The 16,959-nt window shown below is 50.8% G+C and carries 15 protein-coding genes and 1 riboswitch; of the genes, 10 read left to right on the forward strand and 5 right to left on the reverse strand.

Annotation, left to right across the window (positions count from 1 at the left end; genetic code table 11):
• Positions 1-32: 32 nt before the first annotated feature.
• Positions 33-806: an NAD(+) diphosphatase gene (nudC, locus tag RHD99_RS22485; protein WP_309876718.1), complete on the reverse strand. Its 774-nt coding sequence runs from the start codon at positions 804-806 to the stop codon at positions 33-35.
• A 119-nt stretch (positions 807-925) separates the two neighbouring features.
• Between nudC and rsd the strand changes: the two genes are divergently transcribed.
• From rsd to thiH, 7 genes are all read left to right on the forward strand, one after another.
• A complete protein-coding gene (gene rsd / locus RHD99_RS22490; RefSeq protein ID WP_309876721.1) occupies positions 926-1,429 on the forward strand; it encodes a sigma D regulator in 504 nt (167 codons plus the stop codon).
• Between the two features lie 51 nt (positions 1,430-1,480).
• Positions 1,481-1,590: riboswitch (TPP riboswitch) on the forward strand.
• A gap of 88 nt (positions 1,591-1,678) precedes the next feature.
• Complete coding sequence (gene thiC, locus RHD99_RS22495) at positions 1,679-3,580, forward strand: phosphomethylpyrimidine synthase ThiC (RefSeq protein ID WP_309876723.1); 1,902 nt, start codon at positions 1,679-1,681, stop codon at positions 3,578-3,580.
• On the forward strand, positions 3,580-4,215 hold the full coding sequence (thiE, locus tag RHD99_RS22500; protein WP_309876725.1) for a thiamine phosphate synthase: 636 nt from the start codon (positions 3,580-3,582) through the stop codon (positions 4,213-4,215). The genes thiC and thiE overlap by 1 nt, the downstream gene beginning before the upstream one ends.
• Positions 4,208-4,963, forward strand: coding sequence for a HesA/MoeB/ThiF family protein (locus RHD99_RS22505; RefSeq protein ID WP_309876727.1), 756 nt, complete (start codon positions 4,208-4,210; stop codon positions 4,961-4,963). The genes thiE and RHD99_RS22505 overlap by 8 nt, the downstream gene beginning before the upstream one ends.
• Positions 4,947-5,147 (forward strand): sulfur carrier protein ThiS, encoded by a 201-nt coding sequence (gene thiS / locus RHD99_RS22510; RefSeq protein ID WP_309876729.1) that lies wholly within the window; start codon positions 4,947-4,949, stop codon positions 5,145-5,147. The genes RHD99_RS22505 and thiS overlap by 17 nt, the downstream gene beginning before the upstream one ends.
• A gap of 1 nt (position 5,148) precedes the next feature.
• A complete protein-coding gene (gene thiG / locus RHD99_RS22515) occupies positions 5,149-5,928 on the forward strand; it encodes a thiazole synthase (protein WP_309876731.1) in 780 nt (259 codons plus the stop codon).
• Positions 5,928-7,049, forward strand: a complete 1,122-nt coding sequence (gene thiH, locus RHD99_RS22520) for a 2-iminoacetate synthase ThiH (RefSeq protein ID WP_309876733.1) — start codon at positions 5,928-5,930, stop codon at positions 7,047-7,049. The genes thiG and thiH overlap by 1 nt, the downstream gene beginning before the upstream one ends.
• Before the next feature lie 19 nt (positions 7,050-7,068).
• On the opposite strand, the gene RHD99_RS22525 is transcribed toward thiH, so the two are convergent.
• On the reverse strand, positions 7,069-8,214 hold the full coding sequence (locus RHD99_RS22525; RefSeq protein WP_309876735.1) for an SIS domain-containing protein: 1,146 nt from the start codon (positions 8,212-8,214) through the stop codon (positions 7,069-7,071).
• A gap of 53 nt (positions 8,215-8,267) precedes the next feature.
• Here RHD99_RS22525 and RHD99_RS22530 point away from each other — a divergent pair, with 53 nt between their 5' ends.
• Positions 8,268-9,047 (forward strand): GntR family transcriptional regulator, encoded by a 780-nt coding sequence (locus tag RHD99_RS22530; protein ID WP_309876737.1) that lies wholly within the window; start codon positions 8,268-8,270, stop codon positions 9,045-9,047.
• Here the strand turns inward: RHD99_RS22530 and RHD99_RS22535 are convergent.
• Entirely contained in the window at positions 9,037-10,350 is a 1,314-nt protein-coding gene (locus RHD99_RS22535; RefSeq protein WP_183273247.1) for a 6-phospho-beta-glucosidase, read from the reverse strand. The two genes, RHD99_RS22530 and RHD99_RS22535, sit on opposite strands and share 11 nt — an antisense overlap.
• On the reverse strand, positions 10,343-11,695 hold the full coding sequence (locus RHD99_RS22540; protein ID WP_309876740.1) for a PTS sugar transporter subunit IIC: 1,353 nt from the start codon (positions 11,693-11,695) through the stop codon (positions 10,343-10,345). The genes RHD99_RS22535 and RHD99_RS22540 overlap by 8 nt, the downstream gene beginning before the upstream one ends.
• A gap of 289 nt (positions 11,696-11,984) precedes the next feature.
• On the opposite strand from RHD99_RS22540, the gene RHD99_RS22545 reads away from it, so the two are divergent.
• Positions 11,985-12,293, forward strand: coding sequence for a PTS sugar transporter subunit IIB (locus RHD99_RS22545; RefSeq protein WP_034492306.1), 309 nt, complete (start codon positions 11,985-11,987; stop codon positions 12,291-12,293).
• A gap of 3 nt (positions 12,294-12,296) precedes the next feature.
• The gene (locus RHD99_RS22550; protein ID WP_064541387.1) at positions 12,297-12,614 is read left to right on the forward strand and encodes a PTS lactose/cellobiose transporter subunit IIA; all 318 of its coding nucleotides are present in this window, start codon (positions 12,297-12,299) and stop codon (positions 12,612-12,614) included.
• Positions 12,615-12,719: 105 nt separating this feature from the next.
• Here RHD99_RS22550 and rpoC read toward each other — a convergent pair whose 3' ends face one another.
• On the reverse strand, positions 12,720-16,946 hold the full coding sequence (gene rpoC, locus RHD99_RS22555) for a DNA-directed RNA polymerase subunit beta' (RefSeq protein WP_183273245.1): 4,227 nt from the start codon (positions 16,944-16,946) through the stop codon (positions 12,720-12,722).
• Positions 16,947-16,959 lie beyond the last annotated feature (13 nt).

Here is a 16,959-nt window from a genome sequence, read left to right on the forward strand (position 1 = left end):
TTAATTTCCTTTGGCTGTATCGCTCAAGTTTATCACTCATAGTCCGCGCGACACAGGGCGACAGTGTCTTCAATCAGGCGGCGTGCAACCGTACCCGGTGGTGGCAATAACGGCAATTGATCGTAGCGATACCAGCCTGCATCCAGTAACTCTTTCGGGTCGATTTCAATCTCACCGCTATGATATTCCGCCATAAATGCGGTCATCAAAGACTGCGGGAACGGCCAGGGTTGGGAAGTGACGTAGCGTAAGTTCTTCACGCTAATGCTGCTTTCTTCCATGACTTCCCTCGCCACGGCTTGTTCGAGGGTTTCCCCGACTTCGACAAACCCCGCCAGCACGGTGTAAATCCCGTTGCGATGACGGGTATGTTGGGCAAGCAAAATATGGTCGTCACGGCGAATAGCCACAATGATGCACGGTGAGATTTGCGGATAGTAACGTTCACGGCAGTGGCTACATAACATAGCCCATTCAGTTTTGCTGACGTGCATTTCATGCCCACAGTAGCCGCAGAATTTATGCGAGCGGTAGAACTCGGCTAATTGCACACCGCGACCGGCTAGCTGGAACAATCCCACATCCTGGTCGATCACCTGGCGCACAGAACCCATATCCACCCGGCGATTTTGTCGCACAAGCCATACCGGTTCATTTTCCCACTCACCGATGGGCATCCCAACGGCGCCATCGAGCTGAAAATCTTGTGCCACTCCGTGAGGCAGCTCACCTTTTGGCAACCACAGTTTTTGTTCATGACTGACGATAAACCAGCCCTGATCTAACTTTTGAATTACACGTTCCATAACCTGGTGCACATCCCCGAGTTCGCTGGTATAAACAAATGGTCGTAACAATTTTGGGTACGTTTGCGTTACATCTTTTTACTCTAAACAGTTCGAGTAAATAACTCACGGAGTCAATCATGCTTAACCAGTTAGAGAATCTGACTGAGCGCGTTGGTGGTAGTAATGAGTTAATCGACCAATGGCTTCATGCCCGCAAACATTTATTGGTGGCTTATTACAATATGGTTGGGATCAAGCCTAACAAGGATTCCCATACCGCGCTCAATGAAAAGGCTCTGGATAATTTTTGCCACAACCTGGTGGATTATCTGTCTGCCGGCCATTTTAATATTTATGAACGTATTATCAGCGAAATGGAAGGCAACAGCCCACTTTTTGCTGCCACCCATCTTTACCCGCAGCTTGAAGCCAATACCCAGCAAATCATGGATTTCTACGATACGCATCTTGAAAGCGCTATCGATGACGATAACTACATTGAATTCCAGAAAGCCTTGTCCGGAATCGGCGAAGCGCTGGAATCACGTTTTTCGCTGGAAGATAAACTCATTCTGTTGGCGTACGACCACGATTTAGATGACAGTGCTAACGATACCCGCGGTCTTGCACGCCCGGCTTGAGTTCTGCCCTGTTAACGAGTAGTTTACAACCCGACCCGTAGCAATACGGGTTTCTTCTTGTCGGAGTGCCGAGTGCGCAAGCACCGGCTGAGACCGTTAATTCGGGATCCGCGGAACCTGATCAGGCTAATACCTGCGAAGGGAACAAGAGTAATTCTGCTTTTGGGTTCACCCGTGCGCGGGCGGTCCACATTCATTACTCCTCCGTTGTTCTGACAAGCCACTTCCTGATAATTACTGGAATGAGCTATGTCTACCACTGAAAAAAAACTAAACCGCCGCGAGCAGCGCGCCGCAGCCCAGCATTTTATCAATACCCTGGAAGGCACGGCTTTCCCCAACTCTCAGCGTATTTATCTCACTGGCTCCCGCGATGATATCCGCGTGCCCATGCGCGAAATTCAATTAAGCCCAACCGCAACCGGCGGCAGCAAAGAAAACCCACAATTTACGCCTAACGACGCCATCCCCGTTTATGACACATCTGGCGCATATGGCGATCCGGCTATCATCATTGACGTATTGCGCGGGCTTGACCCTCTTCGAGCCAACTGGATTGCTGAGCGTGATGATTGCGAAATCCTGACTGACCGCAGTTCTGCCTATACCAAAGAGCGGCTGGCCGATGACGGTCTGGACGAATTGCGCTTTGAAACGCAACTCACGCCTAAGCGCGCAAAAACCGGGAAAACCGTCACGCAACTGCACTATGCACGCAAGGGGATTGTGACGCCTGAAATGGAGTTCATCGCGATTCGCGAAAATATGGGCCGTGAGCGAATCCGCGACCAGGTTTTACGCCACCAGCATCCGGGCCAGGGGTTTGGCGCTCGTCTTCCTGAAAACATCACACCAGAATTTGTGCGCGACGAAGTGGCGGCGGGACGCGCAATTATCCCCGCCAACATTAATCACCCGGAATCCGAACCTATGATTATCGGGCGTAATTTCCTGGTCAAAGTCAACGCTAATATCGGCAACTCGGCGGTCACCTCTTCTATCGAAGAAGAAGTAGAAAAACTGGTGTGGTCCACGCGCTGGGGGGCAGATACCGTAATGGACTTGTCCACCGGGCGCTATATCCACGAAACCCGCGAATGGATTCTGCGTAACAGCCCGGTACCGATTGGCACAGTACCGATTTACCAGGCGCTGGAAAAAGTCAGCGGTATTGCCGAAAACCTCACCTGGGAAATGTTCCGCGACACCTTGCTGGAACAAGCCGAGCAAGGTGTGGATTACTTCACTATTCACGCTGGCGTGCTGCTGCGCTATGTGCCGATGACCGCCAAACGCCTCACCGGGATTGTCTCGCGCGGTGGCTCGATTATGGCGAAATGGTGTCTGTCCCATCATGAGGAAAACTTCCTGTATGAACACTTCCGTGAGATCTGCGAAATCTGCGCCGCTTATGACGTTTCGCTCTCTTTAGGCGATGGCCTGCGCCCGGGTTCCATTCAGGATGCCAACGATGAAGCCCAATTCTCGGAACTGCACACTCTCGGCGAGCTGACCAAAATTGCCTGGGAATATGACGTACAGGTGATGATTGAAGGTCCCGGGCATGTGCCGATGCAGATGATTCGCCGCAACATGACCGAAGAACTGGAACATTGTCACGAAGCGCCGTTCTATACGCTCGGCCCGCTGACGACCGATATCGCACCGGGTTACGACCATTTCACTTCCGGTATTGGTGCGGCAATGATTGGTTGGTTTGGCTGCGCGATGCTGTGTTATGTCACACCCAAAGAGCATCTCGGTCTGCCAAACAAAGAAGATGTTAAACAAGGGCTGATTACTTACAAAATTGCCGCTCACGCAGCAGATCTGGCAAAAGGTCATCCTGGCGCGCAAATTCGCGATAACGCCATGTCAAAAGCACGGTTTGAATTCCGTTGGGAAGACCAGTTTAATCTGGCGCTCGACCCGTTTACCGCGCGTGCCTATCACGATGAAACGCTGCCGCAGGAATCCGGGAAAGTCGCGCATTTCTGCTCAATGTGTGGCCCCAAATTCTGCTCAATGAAAATCTCCCAGGAAGTCCGCGATTTCGCAGCCAAACAAGCCATTGAAGTCGGACTGGAGGATATGTCGCAAACTTTCCGGGCAAAAGGTGGCGAAATTTATCTGCGCCAGGAGGAAGTGTGATGAAACACTCTGCATTTCCTCCCGTTCCGCGGCGCCTGGGCTTGTATCCGGTGGTGGATAGCGTGGAATGGATTGCCCGTTTACTGGGAGCTGGCGTGCGTACTATTCAACTGCGCATCAAAGATAAGCATGACGAAGACGTTGAGGCCGATATTGTTGCGGCCATCAAGCTTGGTCAGCAATACGAAGCACGTCTGTTTATCAATGACTACTGGAAGCTGGCAGTAAAGCACCGCGCTTACGGCGTGCATTTGGGCCAGGAAGATATGGATGTCGCAAATCTTGATGCTATTCGCGATGCGGGTTTGCGCCTCGGGCTCTCCACCCATGACAACATGGAAATGGACCGCGCCCTCGAGGCGCGCCCTTCTTACATCGCACTGGGCCATGTTTTCCCCACCAATACCAAGCAAATGCCTTCATCTCCGCAAGGGATTACGCAACTTGCGAAACACATCAAAACGCTGGGTGATTACCCTACCGTAGCCATTGGTGGGATTAGCATTGAACGCGTTCCTTCAGTGCTCGCAACGGGCGTAGGAAGTGTTGCCGTGGTTAGCGCGATTACTCAGGCTCCAGACTGGCAAGCCGCCGCCGCGCAATTACTGTCACTGGTGGGGGCTGGCGATGAATGATAGCGATTTCATGCGTTACAGCCGCCAGTTACTGCTCGAAGACATCGCACTTGAAGGACAGCAAAAGCTACTCGCCAGCAAAGTGTTAATTGTCGGGCTCGGCGGGTTAGGTTCACCAGCGGCGCTGTATCTTGCTGCGGCAGGTGTCGGCACACTGATTCTTGCAGACGATGACTGTGTGCATATCAGTAACTTACAACGCCAGATTTTGTTTACTTCAAAGGATCTCGATCAGCCTAAATCTCGGGTCGCCCAGCGCCATCTTCAGCAACTCAATCCTGATATCGATCTGCACATTATCAGTGAACGCCTTGAAGGAAATTTGCTGATTCAGGCAGTACGCGGCGTCGATTTGGTTCTCGATTGTAGCGACAATATGGCGACGCGCCACGCAGTAAACGCCGCCTGCGTCGCACACAGCAAACCGCTGATTTCCGCCAGCGCGGTTGGATTTGGCGGGCAACTCATGGTTCTCACTCCCCCATGGGAAAATGGGTGTTATCGCTGTGTCTGGCCGGATGAACATGAACCAGAACGCAACTGCCGCACCGCAGGAATTATCGGCCCGGTAGTGGGTGTGATGGGAACCTTACAGGCGCTTGAAGCGATAAAACTACTCAGCGGTATGGCTCCGGCGGCGGGTTCTTTACGCCTGTTTGACGCCCGCCAACATAGCTGGCGCTCCCTCACCATGCAAAAGGCCAAAGAGTGTCCGGTATGCGGAGGGCACAATGCACATTCATTTTAATGATGAACCGATGGAGTGCCCTGACAACCTGACGCTGGCAACACTGCTCAAGCAACAGCACCTGATGAAGCCCGGAATGGCGCTCGCCATTAACCACACCATCGTTCCTCGCGACCAATGGGAAGCGCATTTACTGAATGATGGTGACCAGATCTTACTGTTTCAGGCTATTGCTGGGGGTTAACATGCTCAAGATTGCAGATAAAACTTTCTCTTCGCGCCTGTTCACTGGCACGGGAAAATTCGCCTCACCACAAGTTATGATCGAAGCGATTCGCGCCTCGGGTTCGCAATTAGTGACCATGGCGATGAAACGCGTCGATTTGCGTAATCATAACGATGCGATTCTCGCGCCGTTGATTGAAGCAGGCGTGCAATTGTTACCCAATACCTCCGGGGCGAAAACGGCGGAAGAAGCGATATTTGCTGCACAACTGGCGCGTGAAGCACTCGGCACGCACTGGATAAAACTGGAAATTCACCCTGATGCTCGCTATTTGTTGCCGGACCCCATTGAAACGTTAAAGGCTGCGGATAAGCTCGTAAAACTTGGGTTTGTGGTTCTGCCTTATTGCGGCGCGGATCCGGTTTTATGCAAGCGGCTTGAAGAAGCGGGATGTGCCGCAGTCATGCCACTCGGCGCACCTATTGGTTCTAATCAGGGCTTACAAACCCGTGCGTTTCTGGAAATTATTATCGACCAGGCGCGGGTTCCCGTCATTGTTGATGCGGGAATCGGCGCACCGAGCCATGCCGCCGAAGCACTGGAAATGGGGGCTTCGGCAGTACTGGTGAATACCGCGATTGCCGTGGCGCACGATCCCGTGCAGATGGCACACGCTTTCCGGCTCGCCGTTGAAGCAGGAACAATCGCGTTTCAGTCTGGTTTGGGAGTTCGCCACCAGCGGGCGCAAGCCTCCAGCCCGTTGACGCAATTTCTGCAATTCAGCCAGGAGGGCGAGTGATGGCGCATACTTTCACTGACCGCTGGCGTGAACTGGACTGGGATGACATCACGCTGCGCATCAACAGCAAAACCGCAGCCGACGTGGAACACGCTTTAAACGCCAGAAAAATCACCCGCGAACATCTTATGGCACTGCTTTCACCCGCAGCCAGTCAGTATCTTGAATCCCTCGCGCAACAAGCCCAGCAATTAACTCGCCAGCGTTTTGGCAACACGGTGAGTTTTTATGTGCCGCTTTACCTTTCAAACCTCTGCGCCAACGATTGTACATACTGTGGTTTTTCGATGAGTAACAAGCTCAAACGTAAAACACTGGATGAACAAGAAATTGAGCGGGAATGCGAGGCAATTCGCAAACTGGGTTTTGAGCATTTGCTGTTGGTGACCGGCGAACACCAGACCAAAGTGGGCATGGATTATTTCCGTCAACACCTCCCCGCCATTCGCCGCCAGTTCAGCTCGCTGCAAATGGAAGTGCAGCCGCTGGATGAAGAGGAATATGCCGAACTCAAAACGCTGGGGCTGGATGGCGTGATGGTTTATCAGGAAACCTATCATCAGGCGGTTTACGCGCAGCATCATTTGCGCGGCAACAAGCAGGATTTCTTCTGGCGTCTGGAAACACCAGACAGACTGGGCCGCGCGGGGATAGACAAAATCGGCCTTGGCGCGTTGATTGGTTTATCGGATAGCTGGCGTACTGACTGTTTTATGGTGGCGGAGCATTTGCTGTGGCTACAACAAAACTACTGGCAAAGCCGTTATTCGATTTCGTTTCCGCGTATACGTCCCTGCACGGGCGGTGTAGAACCGGCATCAATCATGACGGAAAGCCAACTGGTGCAGGTGATATGCGCCTTTCGTCTACTGTCGCCAGACGTAGAACTTTCGCTTTCTACGCGCGAATCCCCCTGGTTCCGGGATCATATGATTCCGCTCGCGATTAATAACGTCAGCGCCTTTTCCAAAACTCAGCCGGGAGGCTATGCCGATAATCATCCAGAGCTTGAACAGTTTGCACCGCATGACGGGCGTACACCGAATGAAGTCGCCGCTGCCCTAACACGTTCGGGCTTGCAACCTGTCTGGAAGGATTGGGACAGTTTTTTGGGGCGGTAACTGCCGCCCCATTCAGATGCTAATAGACGGTCACTTTAGCAACCTTGGCAACTTTACCATCACGAGAAGGCGTATCGGGAGTTACGCCTAATTTAATTGCGCTATAAAGCCCGGCGAGTTGCGCGAACACCACATAAATTAACGCAGTCCAGGATTCATGGTAATCCGCCAGTTCCGGAGCGGCAAAATGGAAATAACAATCTCCCAGTTTGCTTCCGGCTGGCAACTCATCATGGCCGATTGCGATAACCTGCGCCCCTGCGCTACGCTCACGCGTCAACTCAGTCATCATGTCGATGTCATAACGGTGGATTTCCGGACGCGCGGCAAGATAACCAATTATCGTCGCATCACGGTTAATAATCAGTTTCGGACCATGGCGGAATTCCAGCATCGAATGCCAGGCCGTCATCACATTGCCGTTGCCCATTTCCAGCAGTTTGAGGCTGGTTTCACAGGCAATGGCTTTTAAAGATAACGAGCCGACAGCAACAACATTATTACGTGACTGCGCCGCCCATTGTTCGATATCAGCGGCATAGTGAGTCAAAAAGTGGTTCATGCCACGCTGCAAAACGGGAAGCACTTTTTCGGCTTCCGCCCAACCCGCCGGGGCCACCAGCAACATCAGGTACCAAAGTGGAACGGTGAATTCAGAAGTGGCGGCAAAACTACCGTTTGAAGTGCCTTCTGGTACCGGGATAAACAGCCCTTCGGTATGCTGCTGTGCGAGTTGTGCAAGGCGGCTACTGGCGTTGTTAGTCACCGCCAGATGGCGCAATTTCGGGTTGGCGGCGAGTGCACGCTCCACAACCTTAACTGTCTCTGGTGTGTTACCCGAGCTACTCACGGAAACCAATACGGTATTTTCTTGCAAGCTTTCAGGCATGAGCACCAGATCCGTTGCCGGTACCACATCGATGTGATTGGGTACGACACTACGTAACCAATTCACGCTCGCTTGTGCGGCCAACAACGAGGAACCCGCTCCGGTGATGAGAATGCGTGTGTGGGAATCGCCTTTGTTCCAGAACGCTTCAATAACGGGCTGCTGAGCTTTTATTTGCTCCAGCCCTTCTTGCCATAAACGCGGCTGAGCCACGATGGCTTCAACGGTTAAACGGGCGCCCTTTTGCTGCCAGTACGCTTCATTATGATTTAACATGTTTATTTTCCACCTCTTATGGAACTTGCGCCGCGCCGGAAAATTGCTTTAGCATGCCGACACTCGCACTTTTATTCGTTAACAACCCTATCGGGGGAACCATGAAACCGGTGTACATCCTTATTCGCGATACGCTGAAAAGCGATATTCAGAACCAAAAGTACCCGGTTGGCTCCCTGATCCCTTCTGAGCGCGAACTGGCGGAAACCTACCAGGTCACGCGTGCTACGGTGCAAAAAGCCATTGCTCAAATGGAGCAGGAAGGCCTGGTCAAAAAAGTGGTTGGCAAAGGCACTTATGTAAACCGAGCCTTTGCCCCGCCGGTTTATCTACTCAACCCTGACGGGGAAAGCAGCGCGCTGGGCGTCACAAAAGAATTGAGTGGTAAAGTCACTATCACCAGCCGCCTGATTTACCATGTCCAGCAACCTGCGGGGGACTACCTCGCAAACCAATTTAGTGTTTCGGCTACCGAACCCGTTCACGCCATCCGCCGTGTTCGCCTGTTTGATGGCGTGCCGGTGTTAGTCGAAGACAGCTACATTCCATTAGCGATTGTCGATGTCATTGACGACGACGTGCTGCAAAACCACTCTCTGTATGCGTTTATCGAAGATAAGTGCCAGCAAAAAATCGGCGGCACGGACTCCGTTGTTGGGGCCAGCCTGTTTGATGATGTGATGGCGGCACTGCTCGAAATTCCCGTAAACTCACCCATGCTGCACATTAAAGAAAGCACCTGGCTTGAGGACGGCACGGTTTTTAACTACTCCTGGAGCTACAACCGTGGCGACCTATTCAGAATGCGCAGCCGAAAAATCCTTATTCCTTAAAGAATTGCGGTAGATATTCACGGTGCGCTTCAAGCAATTCATCAAGCACGACTTTTGCTACCTTGCCTGACGGCACAAGTGGGTTCAGCGTCAATGCCTGCAAAGCTGCACCGTAATCACCTGTCACTGCGGCTTCCACGGCCATCTCTTCCCATGATTTCATCAATGAAACCAGCCCAGAAACGGTGGCAGGCAGCGGGTCATTATTCAGCGGAATTGCGCCGTATCGCCCAATAACACAGGTCGTTTCAATGGCGACGTTATCCGGGAGTGAACGAATCGCCCCGTTGTTGCGTACGTTGACCGTCATCAGGAGGTTTTTGTCGTTATAGATTGCGCTGATTAGCTCGCAGGCGGCTTCTGAGTAATAGGCCCCACCGCGCTGCTCTAGCTGTTTTGGTTTTTCATGCAAATGTGGATTTCGATAGAGTTCGAATAATTCATGCTCTACCGCCTGCACCACTTCCCCGCGCGTTCCATGTTCTTCGAATTCCTGAAGCTGCTTTTCCAACACATCACTGGTGGCGTAGTAATACTGATGGTACGGACAAGGGATTACGCCAAGATGCTGGATTTGTTCCTGGAGCCAGGGAATATCGGGAATGTTTTTTGGCTTATGTTCGCTGTCGTACTTGAGGTTTTTCAGCACCTCAGGCATGACATCTTTACCATCCATGTAGACATGGGTGCCGTAAAGAAAATGATTTAATCCAACGAGTTGCAGGAGGAAGCGAGATTTATCCACGCCGAGAATTTCGGCCACCATGCGCTGCATTGATTGTGAAAGATTACATAAACCAACGCATTTGATTTTGCTGTGCTTGATAACAGCTTCGGTCACGATGCCGCTTGGATTGGTGAAGTTAATCAGCCAGGCATCAGGGCATAACTCCTCCATATCGCGACAAATATCCAGAATCACTGGAATGGTGCGCAGGGCTTTTGCCAGGCCACCCGCTCCATTTGTTTCCTGGCCGATTAGCCCGTGTGACAAAGGGATACGTTCGTCTTTAATGCGTGCATCGAGTTGCCCAACACGCAACTGGGTAGTGACAAAGTCGGCATCTTTGAGCGCTTCGCGCCTGTCGAGCGTTAGATGAACCTGGCAATCAATGCCCGCTGCTTCAACCATGCGTTTGGCCAGATTGCCAACGATCTCAAGTTTTTCACGCCCCGCCTCTACGTCCACGAGCCAGATTTCTTTAATTGGCATTTCTGCATAGCGCTGGATAAAACCTTCGATAATCTCTGGCGTATATGAACTGCCGCCACCGATAGTCACTATCTTTAATTTATTATTCATTACGTAATCCTTCTTTATATTCCAGGGTTATTTCATCCTGATTAACGATACTTTCTTCCAGCTCGTTTTCTTCTCGCAGATACTGTTTATCCAGCGTCATAACGAACGGATAATAAATTGTCATCGCGACAGCGAGGTTAATGGCCTGGAACAACATGCCTTTCCAGCCGCAGATTAAAAAACCACTGATAAAAATAGGTGTGGTCCAGGGAATTTCCAGACCCGATGTCAATGGCAGCCAGCCAAATGCCATAGCGCTATAGGTTATTACGCAAAGTACAACCGGAACGATGATGAATGGGATAAACAACAGTGGGTTTAGTGCAATGGGAACACCAAATATAATTGGCTCATTAATATTAAAAATAGCGGCTGGAGAGGCAAGTTTGGCGATTTCACGCATGCGTTTGCTCTTCGCGCGGAACAACATCACCAGGAGCATAGCCAGAGTAAAACCCGTCCCGCCGCAAATTAAGAACACATCGCGGAACTGCTGGGTAATGATGTTTACTGGCGGCAGGCCTTGTTTCATTGCCTGCATGTTTTCAAGTGTTAATGAACGCCAGATTGGCCCCATGATGGCAGTCACGATAGAGTCGCCATGCAGGCCGAAAAACCAGAAGAAGCTGACAAAAAACTCCGCCACCATCTGCGACGGTAGCGTGTTACCAAGGTGCATCATCGGTGCTTGCAGCACTTTGAAAATCATCTCCTGGGCCGTACCAAACGGCGTGATTTCAAAAACCAGACGAAGCAGCCAGAAGATAACAACAATCAAAAATGACGGAATGAGCGAGCTGAAGCTATTGGCTACCGCTGGCGGGACGCTATCCGGCATTGAAATCATCAGCCGTGGATGGTTGAACAACCTGTAGAGCCGAACCGCCACCAGCGTGACAATTAAAGACAGGAATAGCCCCTGCGCACCAAGCGCAAAGGTCGGAATGACATCCGTAATTGCGCCGCCATTTTCTTGCGGCATTCTGAACGGCGTGACAATTAAAAAAGCCACCAGTGAAATTAACACACAGGATATTTCATTTAACTGCCAGCGCTTTGCGAGGCTTATACTGGTACTGACCACCACCAGCAATGCCATCACAGAGTAAGTGGCATCAAGAATATAGTTTAATTGCCCAATAAAATGCTCACCGAAAATTCGAATAATAAATTCGCTATATCCCGGAATAGGCAAATTAGCTATCAGCAAAAAGAAAGAACCAATAATCAGAAATGGCATGATCCGAATAAAGCCATCTTTAATGGCCGAGAGATAATCATTCCCTTCAATCTTCATTGCCAGAGGCAATATTTTCCTTTCCATAAATGCAGTGAAATTATTCATGTTGTCACTCACTGTGCTGGTTTTTGTGTTGGTGGTATATACCACTAGACTGAAGACTATGTAGTTCACCGTTTTGTGTCAATGGAGCGCAAACGTGTTTCTCTGGAATATGCGGATTTTGTGAGCAGCAACACAATCAAAGCGATTATGGAAACTAAAAAATGTAACCGGTTTCAGCCCTGATAAGTTTCTTTTGTGATACCTCACACACAATCATCGTAAAGCGGTTGTTGTAGCGAGGCGTCACGGATAATTATCAGTGTATCGAACGGACACTGAGAGCAGATCTATGAAGAATATCGTTTTGTGTTGTGCAGCGGGTATGTCGACTAGCATTTTGGTCCAACGCATGAAGGACGCCGCTCAGAAGAAGGGTATTGAAGTCTCTATCAAGGCAGTGCCGGTTGCCGAATTCAAAGACAATATCGACACCGCCGATATTGTGCTGTTAGGCCCGCAAGTTAAATATGAGCACGCCAAATTACAGGCGATCGCAGAGCCAATGGGTAAAACTGTTGCGGTCATCGATATGATGGATTACGGAATGATGAAAGGTGATGTCGTTCTGGATAAAGCTTTGAAAATGATGGAGTCGTAAAACGTGGAAGATTTAGAAACGATTATCATGGAATTGTTGGTCAATGCGGGTAGCGCACGCAGCCAGGCACTGACAGCGCTGCAAATGGCGCGTAAAGGTGATTTCGCAGCGGCTCAACAAGCGATGGAAGAATCTCGTGAGTTTGTAAAACATGCGCACAAAATTCAGACCCAGCTTATCGGGTTAGATGAAGGCACCGGTAAACTTCCAGTTAACTTGATTACCGTACATTCGCAGGATCACCTGATGAATGCGATGGTGATTCAGGATTTAGCCGAAGATATGATTGAATTGTATCGCCGCCTGCCATTAGCTAACTGATTAATCGTCATTCCTAAAATTGAATTATTTTAGTTATATTTCAATTGGTTCAGACGAAAAAAAACCGCTCTTTCGAGCGGTTTTTGTTTTTAGCGACTCTAACGATTAATCGTTGTTGTTGCCGCCCAGACCACCGGCATTCAGAAGCTCTGCCAGGCTGGCAGTTGCATCTTCAGCAGTAACCTGAGGTACAACAGGCGCTTCGCCCGCTGCACGACGGCGCATACGATCCTGGTGATACGCATAACCGGTACCAGCTGGGATCAAGCGACCCACGATTACGTTCTCTTTCAGGCCGCGCAGTTCGTCACGTTTACCCGCAACAGCTGCTTCGGTAAGCACACGAGTTGTCTCCTGGAACGATGCCGCGGAGATGAAGGACTCGGTTGCCAGAGAGGCTTTGGTGATACCCAGCAGATCACGTGTGAAGGACACGTTAATCTTGCCGTTCGCTTCCAGTTCGCGGTTAGCGATCTTGACGCGAGAGTATTCAGCCTGCTCACCTTCCAGGAAGTCAGAACCACCAGCGCTAACGATAGTTGCTTTACGCAACATCTGACGCACGATGACTTCGATGTGTTTATCGTTAATCTTAACGCCTTGCAGACGGTAAACGTCCTGCACTTCGTTGGTGATGTAACGAGTCACAGCATACACGCCACGCAGACGCAGAATGTCATGCGGAGATTCTGGACCATCGGAAACCACGTCACCGCGTTCTACCACTTCGCCTTCGAACACGTTCAGCTGACGCCACTTAGGAATCATCTCTTCGTAAGCATCGCTGCCATCGAGTGGAGAGATTACCAGACGGCGCTTGCCTTTGGTTTCTTTACCGAAGGAGATGATCCCGCTGATTTCAGCAAGGATAGCTGGCTCTTTCGGACGACGTGCTTCGAACAAGTCCGCTACGCGTGGCAGACCACCGGTAATATCCTTGGTACCGCTGGATTCCTGAGGAATACGCGCCAGGGCATCACCCGCACTGATCTGAATGCCGTCTTCCAACTGAACAATTGCTTTACCCGGCAGGAAGTACTGCGCTGGCATATCGGTACCAGGGATCAGTACGTCATTGCCTTGAGCATCAACAATTTTCAGAGCAGGACGCAAGTCTTTACCACCCGCGGTACGTTCTGCAGAATCCAGAACAACCAGAGATGACAGACCTGTCAGTTCGTCGGTCTGACGAGTAATGGACTGGCCGTCGATCATGTCAGTAAAGCGGATGAAACCACTTACTTCAGAGATGACTGGCATGGTGTGCGGATCCCAGTTTGCTACGGTTTCGCCCGCTGCAACCTGCTCGCCATCACCTTTGCCCATTACCGCACCGTAAGGAACTTTATAGCTCTCTTTAGTACGACCGAATTCGTCAATCAGTTTCAGTTCAGTGTTACGAGAAGTCACTACCAGTTTACCGGCAGAGTTCACAACAGACTTCGCGTTGCTGAGCTTGATGCTACCTTTGTTCTTAACCTGAATGCTGGATTCAGCAGCAGAACGAGATGCCGCACCACCGATGTGGAACGTACGCATCGTCAGCTGAGTACCTGGTTCACCGATGGACTGTGCCGCGATAACCCCGATAGCTTCACCTTTGTTGATGATGTGGCCACGAGCCAGGTCACGACCATAACAGTGAGCACATACGCCGAAGTCAGTTTCGCAACCCACAACGGAACGTACTTTCACGCTATCAACAGAGTTAGCTTCTAACAGGTCACACCATTGCTCGTTCAGCAGGGTGTTACGTGTTACCAGAATATCAGCAGTACCAGGTTTCAGTACGTCTTCAGCCGTTACACGACCCAATACGCGATCGCGCAGTGGTTCTTTAACGTCGCCGCCTTCGATAACCGGAGTCATCGTGATACCTTCGAGGGTGCCACAATCGTCTTCGGTAACAACCAGATCCTGCGCAACGTCAACCAGACGACGCGTCAGATAACCGGAGTTCGCAGTTTTCAGTGCGGTATCCGCCAGACCTTTACGAGCACCGTGCGTGGAGATGAAGTACTGGAGTACGTTCAGACCTTCACGGAAGTTCGCGGTGATTGGCGTTTCGATGATGGAGCCATCTGGCTTAGCCATCAGACCACGCATACCTGCCAACTGACGAATCTGTGCCGCAGAACCACGAGCACCGGAGTCGGCCATCATGTAAATGCTGTTGAAGGAAACTTGCTGCTCTTCGACGCCGTCACGGTTAATAACGGATTCAGTTTGCAGGTTGTCCATCATCGCTTTGGATACACGATCGTTCGCCGCAGCCCAGATATCGATAACTTTGTTATAGCGTTCGCCTGCTGTAACCAGACCGGACTGGAACTGTTCCTGAATCTCAGCAACTTCAGCTTCCGCTTCAGAGATGATTTCAGTTTTCTTCGCTGGGATGACCATGTCATCAATACCAACAGAAACACCTGAACGCGCTGCATATGCAAAGCCGGTGTACATTGTTTGGTCAGCAAAGATTACTGTCGGTTTCAGACCCAGAATGCGGTAACAAGTGTTCAGCATTTTGGAGATGGCTTTCTTACCCAACGCCTGGTTGATGATGGAGTAAGGCAGACCTTTCGGTACGATCATCCACAGAATCGCACGACCAACGGTGGTGTCGATTAAGCTGGTTTTCGCAACGAACTCTTCGTTTTCGTCTTTTTCGTACTCAGTGATACGCACTTTTACACGCGCATGCAGAGAGGCCAGACCTGCGCGATAGATACGCTCAGCTTCTTTAGGGCCAGTCAGCACCATGCCTTCGCCTTTGGCGTTAACACAGTCACGGGTCATGTAGTACAGACCCAATACAACGTCCTGAGAAGGAACGATGATTGGCTCGCCGTTCGCAGGTGACAGGATGTTGTTGGTAGACATCATCAGCGCACGCGCTTCCAACTGAGCTTCAAGCGTCAGTGGAACGTGTACTGCCATCTGGTCACCATCGAAGTCGGCGTTATATGCCGCACAAACCAGCGGGTGAAGCTGGATAGCTTTACCTTCGATCAGTACTGGCTCAAATGCCTGGATACCCAAACGGTGCAGAGTTGGTGCACGGTTCAGCAGTACCGGGTGTTCGCGGATAACTTCGTCCAGGATATCCCAAACGACAGCTTCTTCGCGCTCAACCATTTTCTTCGCAGCTTTAATGGTGGTAGCAAGACCACGCAATTCCAGCTTGCCATAGATGAACGGCTTGAACAGCTCCAGTGCCATTTTCTTAGGCAGACCGCACTGATGCAGACGCAGGTATGGACCTACGGTGATTACAGAACGACCGGAGTAGTCAACACGTTTACCCAACAAGTTCTGACGGAAACGACCCTGCTTACCTTTGATCATATCGGCCAAAGATTTCAGAGGACGTTTGTTAGAACCCGTAATCGCACGACCGCGACGGCCGTTATCCAGCAGGGCATCTACCGCTTCCTGCAGCATACGTTTTTCGTTACGTACGATGATGTCAGGAGCAGCAAGATCCAGCAGACGTTTCAGACGGTTGTTACGGTTGATAACGCGACGATACAGATCGTTCAGATCTGAGGTTGCGAAACGACCACCATCCAGCGGTACCAATGGACGCAGATCTGGCGGCAGAACCGGCAGAACTGTCAGGATCATCCACTCTGGTTTGTTACCAGATTGAACGAACGCTTCCAGCAGTTTGATACGCTTGGTCAGCTTTTTACGTTTGGTTTCGGAGTTGGTTTCGTTCAGCTCTTCACGCAGAGTTTCACACTCTTGCTCCAGATCCATGTTTTTCAACAAGGCCTGAATAGCTTCCGCACCCATCTTCGCATCGAATTCGTCACCGAACTCTTCCAGCGCATCCAGATACTGCTCTTCAGTCAGGATCTGACGACGCTCGAGGTTGGTCATACCGCCTTCGATTACCACATATGATTCGAAGTAAAGAACACGTTCGATATCACGCAGTGGCATATCCAGCAGCAAGCCGATACGAGACGGCAGAGACTTCAGGAACCAAATGTGTGCAGTTGGGGAAGCCAGTTCGATGTGACCCATGCGCTCACGGCGCACTTTAGTTTGGGTGACTTCAACGCCGCACTTCTCACAAATGACACCACGGTGTTTCAGGCGCTTGTACTTACCGCACAAGCACTCATAGTCTTTTACTGGCCCGAAAATACGAGCACAGAACAGACCGTCACGTTCTGGTTTGAACGTACGGTAGTTAATGGTTTCCGGCTTTTTAACTTCGCCGAACGACCATGAACGAATCATGTCTGGCGATGCCAGAGCAATTTTGATCGCATCAAACTCTTCGGTCTTAGTTTGCGCTTTCAGAAACTTAAGTAAGTCTTTCACGGATTAGCTCCCG

Origin of the sequence: Buttiauxella selenatireducens (assembly GCF_031432975.1) — a bacterium.
Taxonomy (GTDB): domain Bacteria; phylum Pseudomonadota; class Gammaproteobacteria; order Enterobacterales; family Enterobacteriaceae; genus Buttiauxella; species Buttiauxella selenatireducens.

Coding starts and splice junctions, on each gene's coding strand:
- thiG (WP_309876731.1), top strand. CDS start 5,149: ATGCTCAAGATTGCAGATAAAACTTTCTCTTCGCGCCTGTTCACTGGC.
- nudC (WP_309876718.1), bottom strand. CDS start 806: ATGGAACGTGTAATTCAAAAGTTAGATCAGGGCTGGTTTATCGTCAGT.
- thiS (WP_309876729.1), top strand. CDS start 4,947: ATGCACATTCATTTTAATGATGAACCGATGGAGTGCCCTGACAACCTG.
- RHD99_RS22530 (WP_309876737.1), top strand. CDS start 8,268: ATGCCGACACTCGCACTTTTATTCGTTAACAACCCTATCGGGGGAACC.
- RHD99_RS22525 (WP_309876735.1), bottom strand. CDS start 8,214: ATGTTAAATCATAATGAAGCGTACTGGCAGCAAAAGGGCGCCCGTTTA.
- thiH (WP_309876733.1), top strand. CDS start 5,928: ATGGCGCATACTTTCACTGACCGCTGGCGTGAACTGGACTGGGATGAC.
- RHD99_RS22540 (WP_309876740.1), bottom strand. CDS start 11,695: ATGAATAATTTCACTGCATTTATGGAAAGGAAAATATTGCCTCTGGCA.
- thiE (WP_309876725.1), top strand. CDS start 3,580: ATGAAACACTCTGCATTTCCTCCCGTTCCGCGGCGCCTGGGCTTGTAT.
- RHD99_RS22545 (WP_034492306.1), top strand. CDS start 11,985: ATGAAGAATATCGTTTTGTGTTGTGCAGCGGGTATGTCGACTAGCATT.
- RHD99_RS22505 (WP_309876727.1), top strand. CDS start 4,208: ATGAATGATAGCGATTTCATGCGTTACAGCCGCCAGTTACTGCTCGAA.
- thiC (WP_309876723.1), top strand. CDS start 1,679: ATGTCTACCACTGAAAAAAAACTAAACCGCCGCGAGCAGCGCGCCGCA.
- RHD99_RS22535 (WP_183273247.1), bottom strand. CDS start 10,350: ATGAATAATAAATTAAAGATAGTGACTATCGGTGGCGGCAGTTCATAT.
- rsd (WP_309876721.1), top strand. CDS start 926: ATGCTTAACCAGTTAGAGAATCTGACTGAGCGCGTTGGTGGTAGTAAT.